The sequence below is a fragment of the Puia sp. genome, from assembly GCF_035546395.1.
GTDB lineage: Bacteria > Bacteroidota > Bacteroidia > Chitinophagales > Chitinophagaceae > Puia.
Map to the genome: position 1 here is coordinate 412,173 of NZ_DASZXR010000016.1, position 22,875 is coordinate 435,047.

The following is a 22,875-nucleotide window of genomic DNA, read 5'->3' on the forward strand; positions in this document are numbered from 1 at the left end:
TGATTTACCGACAAGGCGGGGCATTTTGCCTGGTTGGCGATGCGAACCGGTTAAGCCTGCTTCTTGGGCGGAAGATCGAAAGCAGTGGCATCGTGTTCGAAATGCCCCTTGTGGGAGCCGTCGCAGAACGGTTTGTTTTGGCTCCTGCCGCAGCGGCACAGGCTAACTACCTCGCGGCCGCCAAGGCCATAAGGCTGGCCATTACGGTCTACAATCTCGAAATCTCCTTCAATCTTTAATGAACCGTTGTTGTTAACGGTGATTTTTGTGGGCATGCGCGAAAATAGGTAATTCATCGAACGTTGTAAGGAATTAGTCGAAAAGATTTCCCCGTGCCCGGAACAAAGGATAGTTTAGGCCATGGAATACGATAACGACAGGCTGCGAAAACGTCGCCCCCGGTTGGAGACCTTCTACTGGATCTTCCTCATCCTGTTGCAGCCGATGACCAACTGGGTCCTGAGTCCCTTCCGCTGGCTTTGGATCTTCCTGCTGATAGCCAGCTTGCTGGTCTTTCCCGCCTATGTCATCTATACCCGGATCATGGGTACCGCGCTGGCGATCCGCGGACGGAAATGGTTCCCGGTACTGCTTTCCATCTCGGCGTTTTTGGTGATCCAGGCCTTCCTGCTATGCGTTTATTCGCTGTTCGGCAAGATCCTCGAATTTCCCATGAAGGAATATTTCGCCATGACCTCCCGTCACATGATCCGGGAAGGCTGGTGGACCATCGCGAACATGACCCTTGCGATGGCCATCTTCTATATCCGGAAAGCCGACGACGAAAAGGACCAGCTGGAAGCCATGCAAAAAGACAATACCTTTTTCAAGCTACGCTATCTCCGTGCACAGCTGAATCCCCATTTCCTTTTCAATACCCTCAACAGCATCTACTCCCTAAGCCTGCAGAAATCCGATCGGACGGCGGAGATCGTCGTCAAGCTGGCGGATATCATGCGCTACCTGATCTATGAATGCAATGAGGACAAGATCCCACTGGACAAGGAGATCGAATTCATCCGCAACTATATCGAGATCGAGAAACTGCGTCACCAGGCCGATATCCGGCTGGTGGTAGAAGGGGAAACGGCAGGGCTGATGATCGAACCCTTTCTTTTCATTTCCTTTATCGAGAACGGGTTCAAGCACGCAATGGACCATACCTCCGGGGAGCCGTTCATCTATATCACCCTGCGGGTGGCCAACGGCCAGCTGATCCTGAACGTCATCAACAGCACCAATACGGACCTCGAGCTTCAGGCCAAAAAACTCAACGGGATGGGGATGGCCCATAGCCGCAGCCTGCTCGAACTGCTGTATCCCTCCTCCTACGACCTGGACATCATTCAAACCGATAAGGACGAAAGCCGGACCAGCCAGCTGCGGCTGCGCAATGCCCGGGAAAGACTCGAAAGCCTGTACCCGGATTCGCATACCTTAGACGTCATCCTAAATAAGAGTACATTTACGGTATCGTTAATCCTAAAAACATTTTCCGCTTGTTAAAATGCATCATCGTAGAAGATGAGACCCTGGCCCAGGATGTTATCAAAAGCCATCTTTCGCGGATCGACCGGATGGAATTGGTAGGTGTTTTCCGGACGGGACCGGAGGCGATGGAGGCCTTGCAGACCCTTGACGTCGACGTGATCTTCCTCGATATCCGGTTGCCGGGGATCAGCGGACTGCACTTTCTCCGCGGCCTCACCGACCCGCCATTGGTCGTGCTCACGACGGCCTACGCCGAATATGCACTGGAGAGCTACGAGTTCAATGTTATCGACTATTTATTGAAGCCCATTTCCTTCGAGCGGTTCTCCAAGGCGGTCAACAAACTGCTCGATGGACGCCTGTATACCCCGGCTGGTCGTGGAATAACCGGCCCCCCGGGGTCGCCCCTCCCCGGAAGCGAGGGTTCCGCAGGCATCGCCTCATTGCCGCAGGGCGATCATATCTTCGTCAAGTCCAACAGCAAGTTCTTCCGCGTCAATTTCTCGGAGATAACGTATGTGGAGGGAATGAAAGACTATCTGAAGATCCATACGCCGGACTATACCCTCGTGACGCATCAGACGATGAACGAGCTCGAGAAGCTGTTGCCCGCGCGGCTGTTCATCCGCGTCCATCGAAGCTACCTCGTGGCGATCGCCCATATCCGCGCGATCTACGGGAATTCCATCGAATTGGGAAAGGTGACGATACCCATTGGCGTGAATTATAAAGAGGCGGTGATGGCGTTGATCGGGAGAAAATAATTACATTCGCTCCTCGTTGAAAAGAGGAGTTATGTTACCGGAGAGATATGAGTATCGGAGAGCACGAGGTTACAGGGAATATCAGTTCTTTAGTGAAGGGCCAAAGGGAAAGATTAGGAAGCTGGTCATCTATAGTTATCTCGCTACCGAGGACGGCCATGCCTATTACAACCTCGGATTTGGAGATTATGATGCCGTGGCAAACGAACTCAACGATTTTGCCATAAGCAATAATTTGGATCGTGATAAAGTTTTGGCTACGGTCGCGGCTACGGCGGAGGAATTTACCCGGCATTATCCAGGCAGTCGGATTGTTGTAAAAGAGAGTACACCTGCCAGAACCAGGCTTTACCAAATGAAAATTGCGCTTCATTACTCCATGATCGCCGAAATATTTGATATTCAATGCCAAACAGCAACGGGCAAGTCCGTTCCGTTTAGGAAGGGCGAGAACTACGAAGGTTTCATTTTCGAAAGAAAAGCGTAACTTTGAAATATGGGAATTGTAAGCAAAAATAAGAGGAATGTGAAGTCTAAGAAAACAGCGAAGAAGAAATCTTCCCGTTATTTTGAAATACCTGACCTTAGTAACGATCCTTACATTTTAAAGAAGAACGAAGCAGCGAAGGCAATGCTGAGGAAGGCAGGGATACTATCGAAAGATTGATCACTTTGTAATTTTATAGCGACCCCCGCGTGACCGCGGGGGTCTTTTTTTTCCTATTTTCAAGTCCATTATTAAAACAACTGCATTATGGATCGTAGAAAGTTCCTAAAGAACGGCTCGCTCGCCGGGCTGGCCGTTTCAGCACTGTCCTTTACCGAATGGGAAGGAGCCGGCAAGGACTTCCCCCTTATGGAAGCAACCATCACCGACCTGCAGGAAAAAATGGCCGACGGGTCGCTGACGGCAGTAGCAATAACAAAAGCATACCTAAAACGCATCGAGGCCATCGATAAAAAAGGCCCGGCGCTGAACGCGGTCATCGAATTAAACCCGGACGCGTTGAGCATCGCCGCAGCACTGGATGCCGAACGCAAAGCAGGCCGGGTGCGCGGCCCCATGCATGGGATCCCGGTGTTGATAAAAGACAACATCGACTCGGGCGACAAGATGCAGACGACGGCGGGAGCCCTGGCGCTGGAAGGGCACCGGGCCGCGAAGGACGCCTTTATCATCCGCCAGCTGCGGGCTTCGGGCGCCGTGCTGCTGGGAAAGACGAACCTTAGCGAATGGGCGAATTTCCGGAGCACCCGCTCCACGAGCGGCTGGAGCAGCCGGGGCGGACAGACGAAGATGCCCTACCTGCTCAACCGCAATCCTTCAGGGTCGAGCGCGGGGTCGGGGTCGGCGGTGTCGGCGAATCTTTGCGCCGTGGCGATCGGCACCGAGACGAACGGGTCCGTGGTGTCGCCATCCTCCATCAACGGCATCGTCGGGATCAAACCTACCGTTGGACTGCTTAGCCGCAGCGGAATCATCCCGATATCGAAGACACAGGACACCGCAGGGCCGATGGCGCGAACGGTAAAGGACGCGGCCCTGCTACTGGCGGCCCTGACCGGCGTCGATGCCGATGACCCGGTGACACAGGAGAGCCGGGGGAAGGCCCCGAAAGACTACGTCACCGGCCTCGACGGGAATGGATTGAAAGGAAAAAAGCTGGGGATCGAGAAATCCGCACTGACGGGGCATGAAGGGATCGTGGCCGCGTTACAGGAGGCGCTCGGCGTACTCAAGGCCCAGGGCGCGACCATCGTCGAAGTGGAGTTACAGAAATCCATGTCAGAACCCGGCTCCGTAGAAGGCACGATCCTTCAATACGAATTCAAGGACGGCGTCAATAAATACCTCGCCACGGCCAACGCCCCGGTGAAGACGCTCTCCGACGTCATCGCCTTCAACAAGGCCAACGAGAAAAAGGCCATGCCCTATTTCAAACAGGAAACCCTGGAACGGAGTGACAGCCGCGGCGGACTCGACAGCACCGAATACCTCGATGCCCTGAAGAAGTTGCTCACGGCGCGAACCATCATCGACGACCTGTTGCGGCACGATCAGCTGGATGCCATTATCTCGGTTACCAGCGGGCCGGCCTGCTGTATCGACCTGGTCGCCGGCGACTACCGGACGGGTGGCGGCTTCTCCGGGCCCGCAGCGATGGCGGGTTATCCGCATATCACAGTCCCGATGGGGCTGGTGCTGGGGCTGCCCGTAGGGTTGTCCTTCGTGGGAACGGCCTATAGCGAGCCGGCCCTGATCTGGATGGCCTACGCCTACGAGCAGGCTTCGAAGAAACGGATGGCGCCGGGTTTTGTCAACGCGGCGAACCCGTAAGCAAACCGCCGGAGACAAGCAGCTAATGCTTGAGGTACCGCTCCAGGTATTCAAAGGTTACCTTAGAGATCAGCAGATAACTTGGCCAATTATAAGCCGCACCATGAGCGCCGGGAGGATAGATACGGAGATCGACATCCTTTCCGGCGTTGGTGAGGGCCGTCAGCAACTCCATGGTCTGCGCGGGATGCACGTTGTCGTCAAGCATCGAATGGATGATCAACAGGTGATCCTGCAATTTCCCCACATGGGTCATATCGCTGCTGTTCTTGTACCCTTCGGCGTTGTCGCCGAGGGTTCCCATATACCGTTCAGTGTAAATGTCGTCGTATAACCGCCAGTCGGTGACGGGCGAATTGGCGATGCCGGCCTTGAAGACCCCGGGATGGGTCAGCAACGTATAGGTCGTACTAAATCCGCCATAGCTGGTGCCGCCAATCGCCATGTTCCCGGGATCGACATACGGCAATGTCGAGAGATATCGGGCGGCCTCCGCAAAATCATTGCTCTCCCATTTCCCCAGCTGTTTGTAAACGATCTTCATAAAGGCGCTGCCATAATCGGCGTTGCCGCGATTGTTGATGTCCACCACGATATACCCATTCTGCGCAAGCCACTGATGGAAACCGCTGGTGGCGAAGCTATTGAAAACATCATGCGATTCCGGTCCGCCATACACGTTGAGGTATACGGGATATCGCTTCGTCGAATCGAAATGAAACGGCCTTATCATGCTCCCATCGAGCGTGACGCCATCACTCGTCTTGAACTGAAACAGCCGCTGCGGCGAATAGGCATGGGTCTTTATGAACTCGCTGACGCCATGGTTGTCCTCCAGCTTCCTGAGCGCTTTCCCCTGGTTGTTACAGAGCGCCACCTGCGTGGGTGTGGTCGTGTTGCTGTATTCGTCGAGATACCAGCTTGTATTGGTGGACATATTGATCGTGTGATGCCCCGCCGCTTCGGTCAGCTTTTTCTTGCCCGTGCCATCGTATCGGATACTGTATAACTGCTGCTCAAGCGGCGAGGCCTCCGCCGAGAGATAATAAATGGTCTTCGTATCGGGGTTGATCCCGGTAACCTTTATCAGGTCCCAATTGCCCTTTGTTACCGCGTCGATCAGCTTGCCATCGTAGCCGTAGCGATAGATATGATAGTACCCGGACCGGTCGGACACCCAGAAAAAATCCTTCGTTTTTTCCGGGAAATAGACCATATCGTTGACATCCGTATAGAAGTCGAAGATGGAGACCCAGGTGTTGTTCTTCTCTTCGAGGACCACCCGGTGTTCGCCTGTCCTTACATTGAAGAAATACAGCTTCATGTGGTTCTGACTGCGGTTGAGGGTCATCAGCGCCAGCACATCCGGGTCGCTGGTCCAATAGATGCGGGGGATATAAAAATCGCCCGTTTCATCCGGGGTAAGCCAAACCTTCTTGCCCGACGCCACGTCGACGACGCCGATGCGGACCGTGGGGTTGGCATCGCCGGGCAGAGGAATGCTGATCTTCTCCTGGGGAGGATGGAAGCCCTCGAAGTTGGTCATCTGAAATACGGGAACCTTCGACTCGTCGAACTGCCAGAAGGCGATATAGCGGCTGTCCTTTGACCAGTTCCAGGCCTGGCCCTGACCGAATTCCTCCTCATACACCCAATCATAATGGCCATTGAAGATGCCGGCCTCGCTGGTACTATCCGTGGTAAGGGCCTTCTCCGTGGCAGTGGCAAAGTCATACACATAGAGGTTGCCGTTGCGTTCCATCCCAACCCTACCCCCGTCGGGAGACAGTTCCGCGGAGCGTGCGTCCTTTGCCGCTTGCTTCAACTGGCGGCTGGCGACGTCATAGATATAATAATCCGATACCCCTGAGTTGCGATAGATGTGGCGGAAGTTGGTCCGGAATACGAGGTGCTTCGAATCCTTCGACCATTGGAAGGACTCATAGCTGAAGGGAGCGGTCGATCCGGGGAGATGGAGGTCTTTGTTGTCAAATACGGTGGACTCCGTTAACGTTTTAGGATCCATAATATGTATCTCGCTGCCGGCAATGAAAGAATAGCGGTTGCCGTTGTCGATCCAGTTGACACTGGCAGGACCGGACTGGCCGCGAAGGAGGAAGCCGGCCTGCAGGGCTTCGGGCAGCGATTTATACTCTTGTTGCGCATTCAGGGTAAGTAGGTAGAATGAGACAATTGTTGACAGCACGAGCTTCTTGATCATTGCTATTTTATTAGGGGGCTAAATTATAAAATTCTATATTAGGATATGAAAAGAAAAGACTTTCTCTATCTGTCGGGGATGGGAATCGGTGGCGCGTTGCTGAGCGGGATGCCGGTGCTGGGTTCGCCATTGCCGGATGTGTTATTGGACCCGGCATTGAAAAAGCAATTGGCGGATATCGCGCTGAACGCGGCACGATCCAAAGGGGCCAGTTATGCCGATGTCCGGATCGGCCGGTACCGCAACCAGTTCATCGTTACGCGGGAAGACAAGGTGCTGAACACCGTGGACACGGAGTCCTACGGCATCGGCATCCGCGTGATCGCGGGTGGCAACTGGGGATTTGCGGCCACCGACAAGATGGATAAGGACGGCATTGCGCAAGCCGCCGCCCTGGCCGTATCCATCGCCCGGGAGAACGCGCGGTTGCTAAAAGAGCCGGTGCAGCTGGCGCCGCAAAAAGGATACGGAGAGGTAAGCTGGAAGACGCCGATCGAGAAAAATGGATTTGAGATACCCATCGGGGAAAAGGCCGAACTGCTGCTGGCCGTAAATGCGGCGGCGATGAAAGGAGGCGCCAGCTGGGTCGACTCTTCGTTGTTCCTGGTCAACGAACAAAAATATTTCGCCTCGACGGATGGATCGTACATCGACCAGGATATCCATCGTATCTGGCCCACCTTTACCGTGACCAAAACCAACGATAAGACGGGCAAGTTCGAGACCCGGGACGCGCTGAGTGCTCCGCGGGGCATGGGTTATGAGTACCTGGTCCCTTCCGCCGCGGAGAAGATCAGCGGAGTTACCACCTTATACCGTGACCGATATGACATGATCGAGGATGCGCAGCTGGCGGCGGAACAGGCGGCAGCCAAACACAGTGCGAGATCGGTGGAAGCGGGTAAGTATGACCTGGTCCTCGATCCCAGCAACCTCTGGCTGACCATCCATGAGTCCTGTGGTCACCCCACGGAGCTGGACCGGGTTCTGGGCTACGAAGCGAATTTTGCCGGGACGAGCTTTCTGACGCTGGATAAATGGGAATCGAAGAAGTTCAATTATGGAAGCCCGCTGGTGAACATCGTGGCCGACAAGACACAGACGGGATCGCTGGGGGCAGTGGGTTATGACGATGAAGGCGTGAAGACAAAGGAATGGGACCTGATCCGCAACGGAATACTCGTGAATTACCAGGCCACCCGCGACCAGGCGCGCATCATCGGTTTGAACGAATCGCAGGGATGCTGCTATTCGCAAAGCTGGCGCGACGTCCAGTTCCAGCGAATGCCGAATGTGTCCCTTCGACCGGGCAGGACGCCCCTTACTCCTGAAGAGATCATCAGCAACGTCGAGAAGGGTATCTATATCGTCGGCGACAGCAGTTACAGCATCGATCAGCAGCGGTATAATTTCCAGTTCAGCGGTCAATTATTCTACGAGATCCGGAACGGGAAGATCGCGGGTATGCTAAAGGATGCAGCCTACCAGGCGAATACGCAGGAGTTCTGGAATTCCTGTACGGCCATCTGTGACCAAAGGGATTATCGGCTGGGAGGGTCGTTCTTTGACGGCAAAGGACAGCCCGAGCAGGTAAGCGCCGTGTCGCATGGGGCGGCCACAACCCGGTTCAATGGGATCAACGTCATCAATACAGCAAGAAACATCTGATATGCCATTATTTACACAGGACGAGGCAAAGGCCTTGCTGAGCAAAGTGCTGAACTTCTCGAAGGCCGGCGAATGCCAGGTGTCGGTCAGCGGTGGGGATGGCGGCAATATCCGCTACGCCCGCAATTCCGTTTCCACCAGCGGGGCCACCAGCAGCACACAGCTCACGATCGCCTCCAGCTTCGGGAAGAAACAAGGGATCACTACGATCAACGAATATGACGACGCGTCGCTGGAGAAGGCGGTGCGGCGGGCAGAGGCGCTGGCTCAGCTGGCGCCGGAGAATCCCGAGTATATGCCGGTGCTCGGGCCGCAGACCTATGCGCCGGCGGCAAAGACCTATAGCCCGGCCACGGCCGCGATCTCGACCCGGCAACGGGCGAGCCTCGTAGAGCAAAGCCTGGCCATCGCCGGGGATGCCGGCGTTACGGCAGCAGGATTCCTGGAAAACTACGCAGGCTTTTCGGCGCTGATGAATTCGAAAGGGTTGTTCGCCTATGGCACGGGGACCAATGTCGATTTCTCCATCACCATGCGGACCAATGACGGCAACGGCAGCGGATATGCCGCGGGAGGGTTTAACGACATCGGCTATCTGGATGTAGTCGCAGCTTCCAAGGCCGCGGCATGGAAGGCCGCCCATAGCACCGGCGCGCGGGCGCTGGAGCCGGGTAAATATACCGTCGTGCTCGAACCCGCAGCAGGCATCGTGCTGCTGGAAAATCTATATGGCGCACTGGACGCCCGGAGTGCCGATGAAGGCCGGAGCTTCCTCAGCCTGCCCGGCGGCAAGACGAGACTGGGAGAGAAATTGGTCGACGAACAGGTGAATATCTATTCGGACCCCTGGAACGAGCAGTTGCCGACCTATAATTACAACGGCGAGGGACTTCCGCAGGGGAAGGTCTCATGGATCGAGAAAGGGGTCGTGAAGAACCTCATGTATTCGCGTTATTGGGCACAGAAAAAGGGCGTCCCGCCCATGCCGTTCCCCGACGGCTTTATCGTGACGGGCGGCAGCGCTTCCCTGGACGAGCTGATCAAGACGACGGAGAAGGGTATCCTGGTGACCCGGTTGTGGTACATCCGCGCGGTCGATCCGCAGACTCTATTGTATACGGGCCTCACCCGCGACGGCACCTTTTATATCGAGAACGGCCAGATCAAGTACCCGGTGAAGAATTTCCGGTTCAATGAGAGTCCGATCATCATGCTGAATAATTTGGAGGCGATGGGCAAACCGGTGAGGACGGTGAGTGGCGAGGGCGGGGCGACGGCCTTGGTGCCGCCGATGAGGATTCGCGATTTTACGTTTACTTCATTATCGGATGCTATTTGAAGCTTGTTGCTCCGCATCCGCCATCTTCGATGGCTTCCGTAGGGCTAAGGATGGCGTCGCTATCGCGCCGCGATGGCCCCTCCGGGTCCATCCAACGAAAAAACCCTCAAGGATTAGTCGAGGGCCTTTCAAGAGAAATTGGATGTTTGGTTTTTCTTTGGATCTTAACGGTCGGCGTTCATTGGTATTGGATAGGTCAAAAGTAGATCAGAATGAGTTGTTAAAAAAGCGCAAAGTCCCTCGATTTTTATCGTAGATTTACGATTCTAATCGCTTTCTAACGCCATTTTTCGGGTATTCCCTATTAACTTGGATTCCGAAAAATTCAAATCAGTTGAAAAAAATCCTTTCCCTCCTACCCGCTGCGATCATCGTCTGTACCGTCTACGGGCAGACGCCGGACACCACCCTTTCCTCCAATAAGAATATCCGCGACAAGGTCCTCGGCGACATCCAGGACAACCTGGATAAAAAGACCAAAAACATCGACCAAACCCTGGCTAAACTCGACCACAAGGTCGATAGCCTCGACCAGGAGATCGCTGCCTCGCGGGATGCCCGGGACAAGGCGGACAAGCTGCTGCTGCGCGTGCAGGCCCTGGAAAAGCGGCAGCAGGCCATCGAAGAGAACGAGCTGTATGTCTACCAGGCCAATTACCAGTCGGCCATCATCAATCTTGTATCGATGGACAAGGAGATCAAGCCGTTGGTGTTGTTCAATGCGTCCAAGAGCTTCTTCTCGACGCTGAACGAGACCGCCAACCCGATGAATTATCCGGGCTACCAGGAATGGTACAAGCATTTCTACGAGTATATCCAGAAGGAAAAGGAGCACGAGGCCTCCCTGGCCGTGCTGAACGACTTTGTGCAGGCCACGGGAAATATCACCAGCGCCACGCCCATCGCCGGTCCCGTCTCGCAGGCGCTGTTCCTCGGCATCAACTCCTACATCAGCAGCCTCGGCAGCAAGAAAAAGGAGCTGCGGGAACAGAGCCAGAAGATGCTGCTGCTGACGGCCAAGCTCAGCCAGTTCAACTATGACAAGGACCTGGTCGAACAGCAGTGGGAGATCGTGCAGAAGGAACTGGAAAAACTGCAGATCCATTACGATACCATCCTGAACCAAAATCTCTCGCTGCTGCGGGTGCCGAGGGGTTCCTATAACTCCGACTTCAACCGGGAGACGGATGCGGAAAAGCGATACCAGTTCCTCACTGCCCTCCGCAAAGACGCTTCGACACTCGTCACCGATCGCAAAGCCAACGATCCAAAGAACTGGAAGCAGCCGATCTATTACGAATTGATGGACGTCCAATCGCTGAAGCTGCGGTTCGGCGATCTGACCTTCGACATCCGCGGCATCCTCGCGAAGTATAAGGAGCTGACCTTTAAATACCATAACGATCCGGAGATCGGGTTGAAGGTACAGGCGCTGGACGTGAAGCTGAATGCGCTGAATGACACCTTTGACGCGGCCTTTGATCCGAACGATTATATCAACAGCGCTACGCGGATGTACCTGGTGAATTAGGGAGCCGCTCGGCCACGCTGCCGAAGTCCGGCGGGTCGCCGACGGTCCATTGATTTTGGAATCCAGGCACGTCGGTATAATACGCGATGCTGGCTGCCACGTCTTGCGGGTAGAGGATGGGAACGACGGTTTTGAAGATCGTGGATAAAAGGTACGACCGGACGGTGGCTGTATCAAATCCGAACGGGCAAGCGGCTGGAACACCAATTAACTTGTTGATATTAAACATATTGTACAAGTGGCACTCTTTTAGGGGTCGGGAGATATGCTGAATAACTACCTTAAACTTGCCTGGCGTAACCTGACCAAGAGCAAGACCTACGGCTTCATCAACATCTTTGGGTTGGCGGCGGGAATGCTTTGCAGCCTCTATATCATCCTGTATGTACAGGACCAGTATAGTTATGACAAGTATTTTGCCGATGCAAAGGACCTGTACCGGCTTACGACTATCTGGACGGTACAGGAGGATAAGGGCAACTGGGCGACGGTGACCGGTCCCGTCGCGCCGGCAATGAAGAAGGATTTTGCGGAGGTGGCAGACTACGCGCGGGTGGTTCCCGCGGTGGGGATCGATCATCATATCTTGCAGTATCGGAACAAGTCTTTCTATGAGAAAGATGGCGTCTATGCCGATCCTGACTTTTTTACCCTGTTCGATCTTCACTTTGATCATGGAGACCCCAGGACCGCATTGGCGGCGCCTTATTCAGTCGTCCTGATGAAAGGGATTGCGGACAAGCTTTTTGGTATGGAGGACCCGCTTGGCAAGGTGATCCAAATGGACAATGCATTCGGGAAGCACGATTTTACGGTTGGCGGGGTCGTCGACGAAAGGTCCGGCAAATCGCATATCCATGCGGATTTCTTTATGTCGATGAACAGCGGCGGCTATGGGGAGTTCATCAGTCACAATAATTCCTGGGCGGGCAATAATTTCGTTATTTCCTATGTAAAGCTGCGGCCCAATACGAATGTCGCCGAATTGGAAAAGAAATTGCCGGCCTTTCTCGACAAATATGGACAGAAGCAGTTGAAGGAGGTCGGGATGAAAAAAGAGCTGCACCTGCAGCCGATCGGCGATATTCATACGACGCCCGGGTTTCGGGGCGTCGAACTGAGCCGGCCGGTGAGTCCGAAATTTCTTTCCATCCTCGTCCTGATCGCGGCGATGATCCAGGTGATCGCGTGTATCAATTTCATGAATCTATCCACGGCGCGGGCCGCAAAAAGGGCAAAGGAAGTAGGGGTGAGAAAGGTGATCGGTGCGCAGAGAAAGGACCTGGTCAGACAATTCCTCGGGGAATCCTTTCTTCTTTCGCTGCTTGGAGTTGTCATCGCCGTTCCCGCGCTGGCGCTGCTGTTGCCGTTCTTTAATTCCATTACCGGGGCGGACATCGCCCTGGGGATGTTGTTGGATAGCAGCATCCTACTGCTTTTGGGCGCCCTGGTGGGTTTCACCGGGCTTGTGGCAGGCAGCTACCCGGCCTTCTACCTTTCCGCCTTCCAGGCGATCAGGGTGATCAAGGGAAACTTTACCAATCACATCTCAGCCACGGGTATCCGCCGGGGGCTTGTCGTGTTCCAATTCGTGCTGTCGATCGTTTTGATCGCCGGGATCATCGTTATTTTCAGCCAGTTGAACTATATGAAGAACAAAGACCTGGGGTATGACAAGGAACAAAAGATCGCGTTTAGTTTTTACACCAACGACGCTGTGGAGAATATCCCTGCGTTTGTAAATCACCTGCGCGGGCTCGCCGGCGTAAAGTCGGTGTGCAGGGCCAATAATTATCCCGGGCAGCCGGTGTTATATGATAACCATTTTTTTCTCGCCGGTGGGAATATAACTACTGCGCCCGATGCGAGCCTGATCTCGGCGGATGAGAATTTTGTCCGGACGGCGGGGATCCGAATGGCCGGTGGGCGCGATCTCAGGGCCAATGACTCGGGGCGCATACTCATCAACGAGTCGATGGCCAAAAAATTGGGCATGCGGCCCGAGAAGTCCGAGGGGGTAATCCTGCATTCACAATTCAACGGACAGGACGTGAGCTATGAGATTGCCGGGGTTATCAGGGATTATAATTTCAGCTCGCTGCATGAAGAGGTGAAGCCCCTGGTGATCCAGTATAGTCCGCGGCCGGGGACAGAAGTGTTCATCAGTGCGAGGAGCGCGAATTTTCCAGCCCTGCTGGCGGCGATCGGGGCGATCTGGCATACGGATGTTCCGGGCGTTCCTTTTGAATACGCCTTTTCGGACGAGGAGGCGCAGAAGCAGTATGCGGCGGAGATCACGCTTTCGAAGATCATCGATTCCTTTACCCTCATGGCGATCGTCATCTCGAGTCTTGGGCTTTTCGGGCTGGCCGCCTTTAGCGCCGAACAACGGATCAAAGAGATCGGCGTCCGGAAGGTGCTCGGAGCGAGTGTGCTCGATCTTGCCAGCTTGCTGTCGAAGGACTTTTTTATCCTTGTCGGGATCGCTATTGTGATCGCGACGCCGATTGCCTGGTGGGCCATGAGCAGCTGGCTGGATGCCTTTGCTTACCGGACCCCGATAAGGGGATGGATGTTCGCGCTGGCGGGTGCGGTGGCCATGCTGATCGCGATGGTGACGGTGAGTTCGCAGGCCGTGCGGGCGGCGATGGCCAATCCTGTGAGATCGCTGCGAAACGAGTAAGTAGTATAAAAAAGCCCCGCTAAAAGCAGGGCTCCAGAGCACGGAAAGGCTAAAACCAACTGATGACAGACAACCTGAACATTATTTGTGTTCGAGCAGTTTGAAGAACTGGTCGAGCTGCGGCAGGATCACGATACGGGTGCGACGGTTGAGAGCGCGGCCTTCCTTGGTGTCGTTGGATGCGACGGGAACGTATTCACCGCGGCCGGCGGCGGCCATATGGGCCGGTTGCAGGCCATATTTGTTTTGAAGGATGCGGATGACGGCAGTGGCCCGTTTGACGCTGAGGTCCCAGTTGTCCAGGAGATCGCCGCGGCGGAACGGAACATTATCGGTGTGGCCTTCCACCATGAATTCGATATCGGGCTGGGCCTTCAACACCTGGGCCACCTTACCCAATACCTCCTCGGCGCGGGCCGACACATTGTATTTGCCGGTGGCAAAAAGCAGCTTGTCGGAGATGTCGACGTAAACCACGCCCTTATCCACTTTAATATTGATGTCCTGATCATTGAGGTTGCCGATGGCCCCCTTGAGGTTCTGGACGAGGGCCATATTAAGGGAATCCTTATGCGCCATGGCGGCCTGCAGGCTCTGGATATACGCATCCTTTGCCCCGAGGTTATCCAGCGACTTGCGAATGCTCTCGGCCTGAGAACTGCTGATGACCGACATATCTTCGAGCTGTTTGAGGGCCTGGGTGTTGTTGGCCTTCAGAAAATCGATCTGCTTTTGCAGAGCGGCGACCTTTGCGTCGCAATCGGACTTGTCGCGCGTGAGCGTGGCCGTCTTGCCGTTGCAGTTCTTCAGATCGTTCTGCAAGGCGCCATAGGCGTTGTTGAGACTATCGTATTTTGACTGGAGACCTTTGAACTTTTTGCTACTGACGCAGGAGAAAAGCATTAGCGGGACGGCTCCCACCAGTGCCAGGTGCTTGATACGCATGATTATTTGATTGATTGAATTATCCGACAAGGTTAGACGCGGATATTATAACGGGCTTAAAGGGAGATTAGAATTTGATTAGAGTTTTGCCGGGGGGCCTGGGATGTGGGCGAGGCCGGAGTTTGGCCAGGCCGGCCCGGGGAGGTTGGCGTTGGGTGGGCGAAGTTATAGTTTGGCCGCAGACGGGAGGGTAATAGTGAAGACCGAACCTTCGCCAAGGACCGAGCGAACGCCGATGAAGCCTTTATGGAGCAGGAGGATACGGCGGGCCAGGGAAAGACCGAGGCCGAAACCGGGGACCGCAACACCATCGTCGCTGCGATAGAAAGGCTGGAAGATCTTCTCCCATTCCTCCTCCCCTATCCCCCGCCCCTTGTCCTCTACGGCAATAAGTATCTCGGTACCGTTGACGACCAGCCGGACGACGGCGTGATGGTCGTCGGAGTATTTGCAGGCATTGGAGACGATGTTCCGGATGGCGGTGAACAGGAGGTCCTCATTCCCAAAGACCAACAGCGCCTCCTCGGCTTCCGGCAGCCGGTCGAAATCCAGCGTGACCGTGTATAAGGGACTGGCCTTCTTGATCTCGGCGGGAAGCCGCAGCAGGACCTCGTCGATGCGCAGCAGGTCGATCTCGAGGCCGCCTGCCGTCCCCGACGCCCGGGCAAACTCCAGCAGGGTCTGGGTGAGCTTGCTGAGCTGGCGGGCGTCCTGGTAAACGGACTGGATGACCTTCCGGTATTCTTCCACCGTGCGGACCCGCTGAAGAGCCACTTCCAACTGGCTGGAGATGGAAGTCAGCGGGGTCGACAGCTCGTGAGACGCGTTGGCGATGAACCGGCCCTGTATCTCGAAGCTTTCCTGCAGCCGGTTGAGCAGCTGGTTCAGCGTATCGGAAAGATAATACCACTCGTCTTTTGCATCCGCCCTCGCCGGCCGGATGCGGCGGGTAAGGTTGCGTGCCGAGATATCGTTGACCTCGTCGGCAATGCGTTTTATCGGGTGGAGCAGGCTTATGGAAAAGAGATAGCCGCCGATGACCGAAATGAGGATCCCGCCGACGAAGCTGAGGGAGAGCACGAGACGGAGATGGCGAAGTTTTTCATTGCCGGCCTCGTCATAAGCCGCGGCGACGATGATGAAGGAGGCATTGTCATCGCTGAAGTTGATCGCGATGGCGTCCTTGCGTTGCTGGGTGAAGTAAATGCGGTCGTTACTTTTCCGGGCCCTGGCCAGCACGTTGCCGTCGGTGCGGAGGGTATCGGCCAGGTTATCGCTGTACCAATAGATGAGCCGGTTGGACCTGTCATAGGCTTCGATGACCTTATCCTGCATGGCCATGGACGTGGAGGCGTCGATCTTCCGGATGAGGGCTTCGTCGAAGACGCCGCGCTGGCTCAACAGCCTGCCGGTGGTGATGGCGCGGTTGACCAGCCGGGTCTGGATATCCTTTATACGATTGGTATACGAGAAATAATACACCGAGGCGCACACGAGGGTGAGGATGGCCACCACGAGGAGGGTGAAAAGGAGCGTTATGCGGGTGCGCACCGCCATCTCAGCTGGGTTGGGATTTCAGGATATAGCCCATGCCTACATGGGTCTGGATGAGCTTGTGCTCAAAGTCCTTGTCCACCTTGTTGCGGACATAACTTATATATACGTCGATGACATTGGTATTGGTATTGAAGTCGACGTCCCATACATTGATGGCCAGGTCGGCGCGGGAAACGACGCGATTCTTGTTCCGCATGAGGTACTCCAACAGCTGGAATTCCTTTGCAGTAAGCTTTATACGCCTGCCGGCGCGATGCACTTCCTTATTGTCGAGGTTCATTTCGAGGTCCGCGGCGCGCAGGAAATTGCCCACCGGCTCGGCCTGGCCGGGCGTGCGCTTGAGCAGGGCCCGGATCTTGAGCAGAAGCTCGCGGAACTCGAAGGGCTTTACAAGATAGTCGTCGGCCCCCGCATCATAGCCTTCGATCTTGTCATCGAGGGAGCTCATGGAGGTGAGCATGATGACAAGGGTCTTTTGATTGTTGTGACGGATGGTCTTACAAAGCTCGTATCCATTCATACCCGGTAGATTGATATCGAGAATGACCAGGTCGAAGGGGCGGGACAGGATCAGCTGGTGGCCGATCTTGCCGTCGTAGGCCACATCGACCTCGAAGCCATTCTCGGTCAATCCCATTTTGAGGGTGTCGGCGATCTTTCGTTCGTCTTCGACGATAAGTATTCTTCTGTCTTCCATAGTACGCTTTGTCGGGCGTCGGCGGAATATAGCCCTCCAAAGCTTAACGTCTTATGATGGGCCTTCGGCCGGCTGACCCGTGGTCAGCCTCGCTCAATAAGACGAAATTACGTATTTGAATGGAGTGCCAATTACTCTAATCCAATTCTAATGCCGCTCTAAGGGTATGTTAATGTTTGAGGAATATTTTCGGTCAAACTCCCGACATGGCCATTGCTTTTAATTCGTTCCTTATCCCCGTGGATTTCTCACAGAACACGGATATCGCCGTGAAGAAAGCGGCCGAGCTGGCGGGCAGGGAGGGGGCCGAGCTGCACCTGTTGCATGTCGTCCGGCCCGGCGCCAGGAACATCGGCAGCGACCCGAACGGCAACAAGGGGCGGGGAAGTGAGGTGTGCGTGGCGCTTGACCGCCTCGGGACCCTGATCGCCGACCAGTACCCCGGCTTGCGGATAAAGACCCATGCCCTGCCCGGGCGGTCCGTCCAACGGACGATCATCGAATGCGCGGGACTGCTGCGACCCGATCTGGTCGTCATCGGGAAGAGCAAGCCGCCCAAACGTTGGTTCCAGTGGAGGGGTGTCTCTCCCGATGTCATCGCCAGGAAAAGCAATTGCCCGGTACTGACGGTGAAACCGGGTTCGGCCGAAAGCAAGACCCGCGTAATCCTGATCCCGATCCGCAATTTCCTGCCCGAACGGAAACTGGAATGGGCTGTGATGCTGGCCAAACGTTACCGGGCCCAGGTACACCTGCTGGCCATCCAGGACCGGCAGGAACACAAGGACTGGGCTTTGCCCCAGGTATTCCTGAAGGCCTACCACCAGCTCCGCGAGCATCTGCATCACCCGATCGAATATTCAGCGACCGGAAAACAAAGCGCGGGAAAGGCTGCACTGAACTGTGCCGAGCTGATCATGGCGGATATGATCGTCGTCAACCCGGAGACGGAAAGCGGCGTCTCGGGACTCGTGGGCTACCGGCATATCAGCGACCTGCTGAAGAAGGATTCCAAGATACAGGTATTAGATATTGAACCATATCGGCACGAAGGGGCTATAAAGAAAAATAGCCCCGCGCCGATATCTGCTAATGTCGGGCCTTCGGCCGGCTGAACCGTGTTCAGCCCTTAAACTGAAAAATTTAAAATTGATCGAGAATGAACAAAATTCTATTGTTTGCGGTAACATTTTTCATGATGGGTGGCTCCAAGGCCCAGTCGCTGGCCGAGGCGCGGAAACTGCTGTACTATGATCGCTACGACGGGGCCGCCCATCAACTTCATTCCTTCCTGGAAGCCAACCCGATCAATTCGGAAGGTTGGCTGCTGCTGACGCAGGTGTATATCCATCAGAAAAACATTCCCGCCCTTCAAGACACTCTCTCCAGGATGCCATACGACGTCCGGCAACAACCGCTGGGCATCTGCGCCTATGGACAGTTGCTTTTAATGCAACACCACAAGGACAGCGCGACGGCCTATTTTCAAAAGGCCTTGCAGATGACGAAGGAAAAAGACGTGCCGGTATTGCTCGCCGTCGCACGGGCGCAGGAAACGGCCGATTCCACGGACGCCAACTACCCCTTTGCGATCGAAGTGCTGAACAAGGCGATCAAGCGGGACAAACACGACGCCGATCTTTATGTCGAGCTGGGGAATATCTATCGCCGGCTCATGGATGGCACGAACTCCTATAAGGCCTACCAGGATGCCCTGGCCCAGGACCCAAAGAACGCGGAAGCCCTGTATCGCACCGGCAAGATCTTCGTCACCCAGAACAACCCGGAGATGTATCTGAAGTATTTCAATGACGCCGTCGCGGCCGATCCCCTGTATGGCCCCGCCTGGTACGAACTCTACTATCACTATTACTTCCGGGATGTGAACAAGGCCAAGGAGTACCTCGATCACTATATCGCGGCCACCGATCCCAGCATCAACAACGACTACCTCGTGACCGATCTCCTCTACTCCTCCCGGAAATACCCCGAGGCGATCGAACATGCGCAACAACTGATCTCACAGCAGGGAAAAGTTACCGAGCCAAGGCTCTACAAGCTCATCGCCTACTCTTATAAGGAACAGCATGACAGCCTGAAGGCGCTGGACTTTATGACCCAATATTTCCAGGTTCAGCACGACACGGGATTTGTCGTAAAAGACTATAGCACCATGGGCGAGATCTATGCTTCACTTGGGAAGGCCGACAGCGCGGCCGCCTATTTTGTCAAGGCCGGAAACCTCGAAAAGGACAGCGCCGCACGCATCGAGTATGCCCGGAAGCTGGCAGCACTCTACAAGCAGCAGAAGGACTATTCCAACCAGGCTCTCTGGCTGGGCCGGTACTATTGCGGCAACAGCAAGGCCACCAACCTGGACCTCTTCAACTGGGGCCTCGCCCACTACATGGCCAAAGAGTATACGCCCGCCGACAGCGTGTTCGGTCTTTATGAAACAAAGTATCCGGATCAGGATTTCGGGTATTACTGGCGGGCGCGGTGTGACGCGGCGATAGATACGGCCATGGCGTCGGGGATGGCGATCCCGCACTATACGAAGCTGATCGAGATCGATTCAAAGGATACGACCAATAAAACGAACCGGAAGCACCTGATCGAGGCCTATGGATATATTGCGGCCTATAAGGCGAATACCGAAAAGGACTACGCAGGGTCGATCGATTATTTCGGCCGGCTGCTGACGCTGGACCCGGGGAATGCAGATGCGGCGCGGTATATCACGATCCTCAGGAAAAATATGGAAAAGGCGGCGGCCCGCGGGGCATCGGCAAAGAGCGAAGGATCAAAGGGAGAATCCGCTAAGGCCGACAAATAGCGATCCATCACATTTTCCGGCAGCTTTATCACATTTGACCGGCGCCGGGGCGGATTTGGGTTAATCTTGTTGAAAAAACGAGATGGAACTTCGCAAACATAACCCAACCCGATGGAGAGAGCACGAACTGATCCTGGTAACCGTCTACTGCGTATTGGGCATCGCCGGTACCTGGTGGAGCATCTTTGAACACACCGGGGACTACCTGCGGGAGCGGTGGGGTTGGGCTTTTAACGAGCAGCACCTCTATTTCGATTTCTTCGTCAACCACCTCCTGCCGGAGACCGGGCTGTACCTTGCCGTTTTCCTTGCCTGGTTCTGGATGAATTTTTACATCCTTCCGCGGTTGGTGCAGGCGGAGGCGGCCGAACCGGGACGATTCCGGGTCGCGTTCTCCCTTCGCGGGCGGATCGATATCGATGGGACGGCAGGAGAAACGCTGAAACGCCTTATCTGGGGGCTTCTCCACGCGATCCTGCTGATCCTGCTGCTTGGCGCCATTTGGGGCGTTGTGATCTATTACGAACGGCAGTACGACTATATCGGCTGGGACTGGAGGAGCGCGGCCAACCGCGTGCTGGGCCTCGGCTGGCAGAATGCCGCGCTGCTGGTCGTTTCCTATATAGGGTACGGATTCCTGCGGGAGTGGATCATCCGGAGGCTCGTCGCGGACGTCCATCGGAATGCGTTCCGCATCGCGCTGCTGAACCAGGTGAGCACCTATACCCTGGTCTGGCTTATCCTGGGCTGCGTGCTGTATTCCTTCCGGATCATCGGCGATGAGCCGGGATTTTACTTCACTTTTTTTGGGATCATCCCCTCGATTGCACTGGCGGGCATCGCCAATATCTATTGGGTGTTCCCCGTCGTGGGCGACGGCCGTTTCTTTCGTTGGCAGGTCAGGCGTCGGTTGCTCGTGTCGACGCTTGCCTGTAGCCTCCCGGCGCCGTTATTCTCGGTACCCGAAGCAAAGGAGATCGTGCCCGTCATCTTGATGCTATGGCTCGGGCAGCTCTTCGTCGTCACTCCCCTGACCTGGCTGCTGTTCAAGAGCCGCAAGGACAAGATCCTTCAGCTGCGGGGCCTGCAGGAGGCGCTGGGGCAGTCGGAGGCCGACCTCCAGTTCCTGCGCAGCCAGATCAACCCCCATTTCCTCTTCAATGTGCTCAATACCCTGTATGGAACGGCCCTGCAGGAGGGCGCCATGCGGACCGCCGGCGGCATCCAGCAGCTCGGGGATATGATGCGCTTTATGTTACACGAGAATATACAGGATCGGATCCCCATGAGCAAAGAAGTGGAATACCTGAAGAACTACATCGCACTGCAGCGGCTGCGGACGGACCCCTCACCGCAGATCCGGATAGAAACGGCCATCGACGATGCGCTGCCCGACGCCATGATCGCACCCATGCTGCTGATCCCCTTCGTAGAGAATGCCTTCAAACATGGGATCTCGCTGCGGGAACCTTCCTGGGTAAATATCCGGCTCAATTCCGACGGGAAGAAGATGTTGTTCGAGATCCGGAACAGCGTTCACGCCCGGCAAGGCAACGACCCGGAGAAGGAACGATCGGGTGTCGGCCTGAAGAATGTCCTGCACCGGCTGAAACTCCTGTATCCCGGCAAACACGTCTTCTTCGTCAACCAGGACGAACGGGAATTTTTCGTACAATTGATGATCGAACCATAAAAAATAAGTCCATGCTCAGAGCAATCGCCATCGATGACGAACCGATCGCGCTGGATGTCGTGAAGGCATTGGCGGGAAAGGTAGGCTTCCTGGACCTGGTAGGGGTTTACACCAATGCCTACGAGGCCCTGAAACGGCTGCAGCAGGAGAAGATCGATCTGCTCTTCCTGGATATCAAGATGCCGGATATCTCGGGCATCGAGCTGCTGCGAAGCATCCCCCATCCCCCGATGGTGATCTTTACGACGGCTTACAGCGAACATGCGGTGCAAAGCTTCGAGCTGGACGCGATCGACTACCTCCTGAAGCCCTTCAGCCAAAGCCGGTTCCTGAAGGCCTGCAACAAGGCCTACGAGCTGCACGAACTGAAGCGGAAGAGCTCCGGCCCCGCGATGCCGGCCGTGGCCGAACAGCTGTTCATAAAAAGCGGCTATGGGCAGGTGAGGGTTCGGCTGGACGATATCCTGTACCTGCAGAGCACGGGAAATTACATGCAATTTGTATTACGGGAGGAGAAGGTGTTGTCCAGGCTGACCATGTCCGAGGCAGAGGCATTGTTGCCGCCGCCGGCCTTTGTGCGGATACACCGCAGCTACCTGGTAGCCAGCGGAAAGGTAGAAAGGATCGAACGCGAGACCCTTTGGGTCGCGGGTCGCGAGCTGCCTATCGGCGCAGGCTACGCAAGGGAGATCGGGAAGATAACGGGACAATGACCGGGCTGAGCGGCCCGGCCGGCGCTAATTCTCTTTTACGACGACCTTATCGTTGTAGACTTCGACGACGCCCTTTTGGTTGGAGGCCATCATTCTTTGCAACACCTTATTTACCACGCATTTATTGATAAATCGGGAGAGATAATCGACTTCATTGATCTGATAGGGATCGACACGGTTGCCGGATTCATCGATGAGCCGGATCTTGATGGTCGATGGAAGATGGTTCCAGAGCGAATTTGCGTACAGGTTTAACATGAAAGTATGGATTTTTAGGGTCCTTTACGAATATATAAAATAACTCCCGAATTGGGACATTATTGCCTGATTTTTTAAATTTTAATAGTTCCTTAACAGGTGGCGGCCCCGGCAATTGCCCGTTGGTCCCGGCGCCGCGGT

General features: G+C 55.2%; 19 protein-coding genes. 12 read left to right on the forward strand and 7 right to left on the reverse strand.

The features are described from left to right. Window positions 1-50 precede the first annotated feature (50 nt). On the reverse strand, window positions 51-296 hold the full coding sequence (locus VHE34_RS22950; protein WP_325592272.1) for a CDGSH iron-sulfur domain-containing protein: 246 nt from the start codon (window positions 294-296) through the stop codon (window positions 51-53). A 64-nt stretch (window positions 297-360) separates the two neighbouring features. On the opposite strand from VHE34_RS22950, the gene VHE34_RS22955 reads away from it, so the two are divergent. From VHE34_RS22955 to VHE34_RS22970, 4 genes are all read left to right on the forward strand, one after another. After that, window positions 361-1,506, forward strand: a complete 1,146-nt coding sequence (locus VHE34_RS22955) for a sensor histidine kinase (RefSeq protein ID WP_325592274.1) — start codon at window positions 361-363, stop codon at window positions 1,504-1,506. After that, the gene (locus VHE34_RS22960; RefSeq protein WP_325592276.1) at window positions 1,500-2,255 is read left to right on the forward strand and encodes a LytTR family DNA-binding domain-containing protein; all 756 of its coding nucleotides are present in this window, start codon (window positions 1,500-1,502) and stop codon (window positions 2,253-2,255) included. Before VHE34_RS22955 ends, VHE34_RS22960 begins: the two co-directional genes overlap by 7 nt. A 31-nt stretch (window positions 2,256-2,286) precedes the next feature. Beyond that, window positions 2,287-2,742 (forward strand): DUF6934 family protein, encoded by a 456-nt coding sequence (locus VHE34_RS22965; protein ID WP_325592278.1) that lies wholly within the window; start codon window positions 2,287-2,289, stop codon window positions 2,740-2,742. Between the two features lie 267 nt (window positions 2,743-3,009). Beyond that, a complete protein-coding gene (locus tag VHE34_RS22970; protein ID WP_325592280.1) occupies window positions 3,010-4,593 on the forward strand; it encodes an amidase in 1,584 nt (527 codons plus the stop codon). Between the two features lie 22 nt (window positions 4,594-4,615). Here the strand turns inward: VHE34_RS22970 and VHE34_RS22975 are convergent, their stop codons facing one another. Further along, window positions 4,616-6,814, reverse strand: coding sequence for a S9 family peptidase (locus tag VHE34_RS22975; RefSeq protein WP_325592282.1), 2,199 nt, complete (start codon window positions 6,812-6,814; stop codon window positions 4,616-4,618). A gap of 45 nt (window positions 6,815-6,859) precedes the next feature. On the opposite strand from VHE34_RS22975, the gene VHE34_RS22980 reads away from it, so the two are divergent. The 3 genes from VHE34_RS22980 (at window position 6,860) to VHE34_RS22990 (ending at window position 11,352) form a co-directional block, all read left to right on the forward strand. After that, window positions 6,860-8,482 (forward strand): TldD/PmbA family protein, encoded by a 1,623-nt coding sequence (locus VHE34_RS22980; RefSeq protein ID WP_325592284.1) that lies wholly within the window; start codon window positions 6,860-6,862, stop codon window positions 8,480-8,482. A gap of 1 nt (window position 8,483) precedes the next feature. Beyond that, entirely contained in the window at window positions 8,484-9,821 is a 1,338-nt protein-coding gene (locus VHE34_RS22985) for a TldD/PmbA family protein (protein ID WP_325592286.1), read from the forward strand. 334 nt (window positions 9,822-10,155) lie between these two features. Beyond that, complete coding sequence (locus VHE34_RS22990; RefSeq protein ID WP_325592287.1) at window positions 10,156-11,352, forward strand: hypothetical protein; 1,197 nt, start codon at window positions 10,156-10,158, stop codon at window positions 11,350-11,352. Here the strand turns inward: VHE34_RS22990 and VHE34_RS22995 are convergent. Beyond that, window positions 11,327-11,581: a hypothetical protein gene (locus tag VHE34_RS22995; protein ID WP_325592289.1), complete on the reverse strand. Its 255-nt coding sequence runs from the start codon at window positions 11,579-11,581 to the stop codon at window positions 11,327-11,329. The genes VHE34_RS22990 and VHE34_RS22995 overlap by 26 nt on opposite strands. A 36-nt stretch (window positions 11,582-11,617) precedes the next feature. On the opposite strand from VHE34_RS22995, the gene VHE34_RS23000 reads away from it, so the two are divergent. After that, a complete protein-coding gene (locus VHE34_RS23000) occupies window positions 11,618-14,035 on the forward strand; it encodes an ABC transporter permease (RefSeq protein ID WP_325592291.1) in 2,418 nt (805 codons plus the stop codon). Between the two features lie 81 nt (window positions 14,036-14,116). Here the strand turns inward: VHE34_RS23000 and VHE34_RS23005 are convergent, their stop codons facing one another. From VHE34_RS23005 to VHE34_RS23015, 3 genes are all read right to left on the reverse strand, one after another. Further along, a complete protein-coding gene (locus tag VHE34_RS23005; protein ID WP_325592293.1) occupies window positions 14,117-14,980 on the reverse strand; it encodes an OmpA/MotB family protein in 864 nt (287 codons plus the stop codon). Between the two features lie 165 nt (window positions 14,981-15,145). Continuing rightward, the gene (locus VHE34_RS23010; protein ID WP_325592294.1) at window positions 15,146-16,537 is read right to left on the reverse strand and encodes a HAMP domain-containing sensor histidine kinase; all 1,392 of its coding nucleotides are present in this window, start codon (window positions 16,535-16,537) and stop codon (window positions 15,146-15,148) included. Window position 16,538: 1 nt separating this feature from the next. After that, window positions 16,539-17,234 carry a response regulator transcription factor gene (locus tag VHE34_RS23015; RefSeq protein ID WP_325592299.1) on the reverse strand — a complete coding sequence of 232 codons (696 nt, stop codon included), beginning with the start codon at window positions 17,232-17,234 and terminating at the stop codon, window positions 16,539-16,541. A 206-nt stretch (window positions 17,235-17,440) separates the two neighbouring features. Here VHE34_RS23015 and VHE34_RS23020 point away from each other — a divergent pair, with 206 nt between their 5' ends. From VHE34_RS23020 to VHE34_RS23035, 4 genes are all read left to right on the forward strand, one after another. Further along, a complete protein-coding gene (locus VHE34_RS23020) occupies window positions 17,441-18,349 on the forward strand; it encodes a universal stress protein (RefSeq protein ID WP_325592301.1) in 909 nt (302 codons plus the stop codon). 44 nt (window positions 18,350-18,393) lie between these two features. After that, window positions 18,394-20,070 (forward strand): tetratricopeptide repeat protein, encoded by a 1,677-nt coding sequence (locus VHE34_RS23025; protein WP_325592303.1) that lies wholly within the window; start codon window positions 18,394-18,396, stop codon window positions 20,068-20,070. An 82-nt stretch (window positions 20,071-20,152) separates the two neighbouring features. Continuing rightward, on the forward strand, window positions 20,153-21,763 hold the full coding sequence (locus tag VHE34_RS23030; RefSeq protein ID WP_325592305.1) for a sensor histidine kinase: 1,611 nt from the start codon (window positions 20,153-20,155) through the stop codon (window positions 21,761-21,763). An 11-nt stretch (window positions 21,764-21,774) separates the two neighbouring features. After that, window positions 21,775-22,476, forward strand: a complete 702-nt coding sequence (locus VHE34_RS23035) for a LytTR family DNA-binding domain-containing protein (protein WP_325592307.1) — start codon at window positions 21,775-21,777, stop codon at window positions 22,474-22,476. 24 nt (window positions 22,477-22,500) lie between these two features. On the opposite strand, the gene VHE34_RS23040 is transcribed toward VHE34_RS23035, so the two are convergent. Further along, on the reverse strand, window positions 22,501-22,734 hold the full coding sequence (locus VHE34_RS23040) for a hypothetical protein (RefSeq protein ID WP_325592309.1): 234 nt from the start codon (window positions 22,732-22,734) through the stop codon (window positions 22,501-22,503). Window positions 22,735-22,875 lie beyond the last annotated feature (141 nt).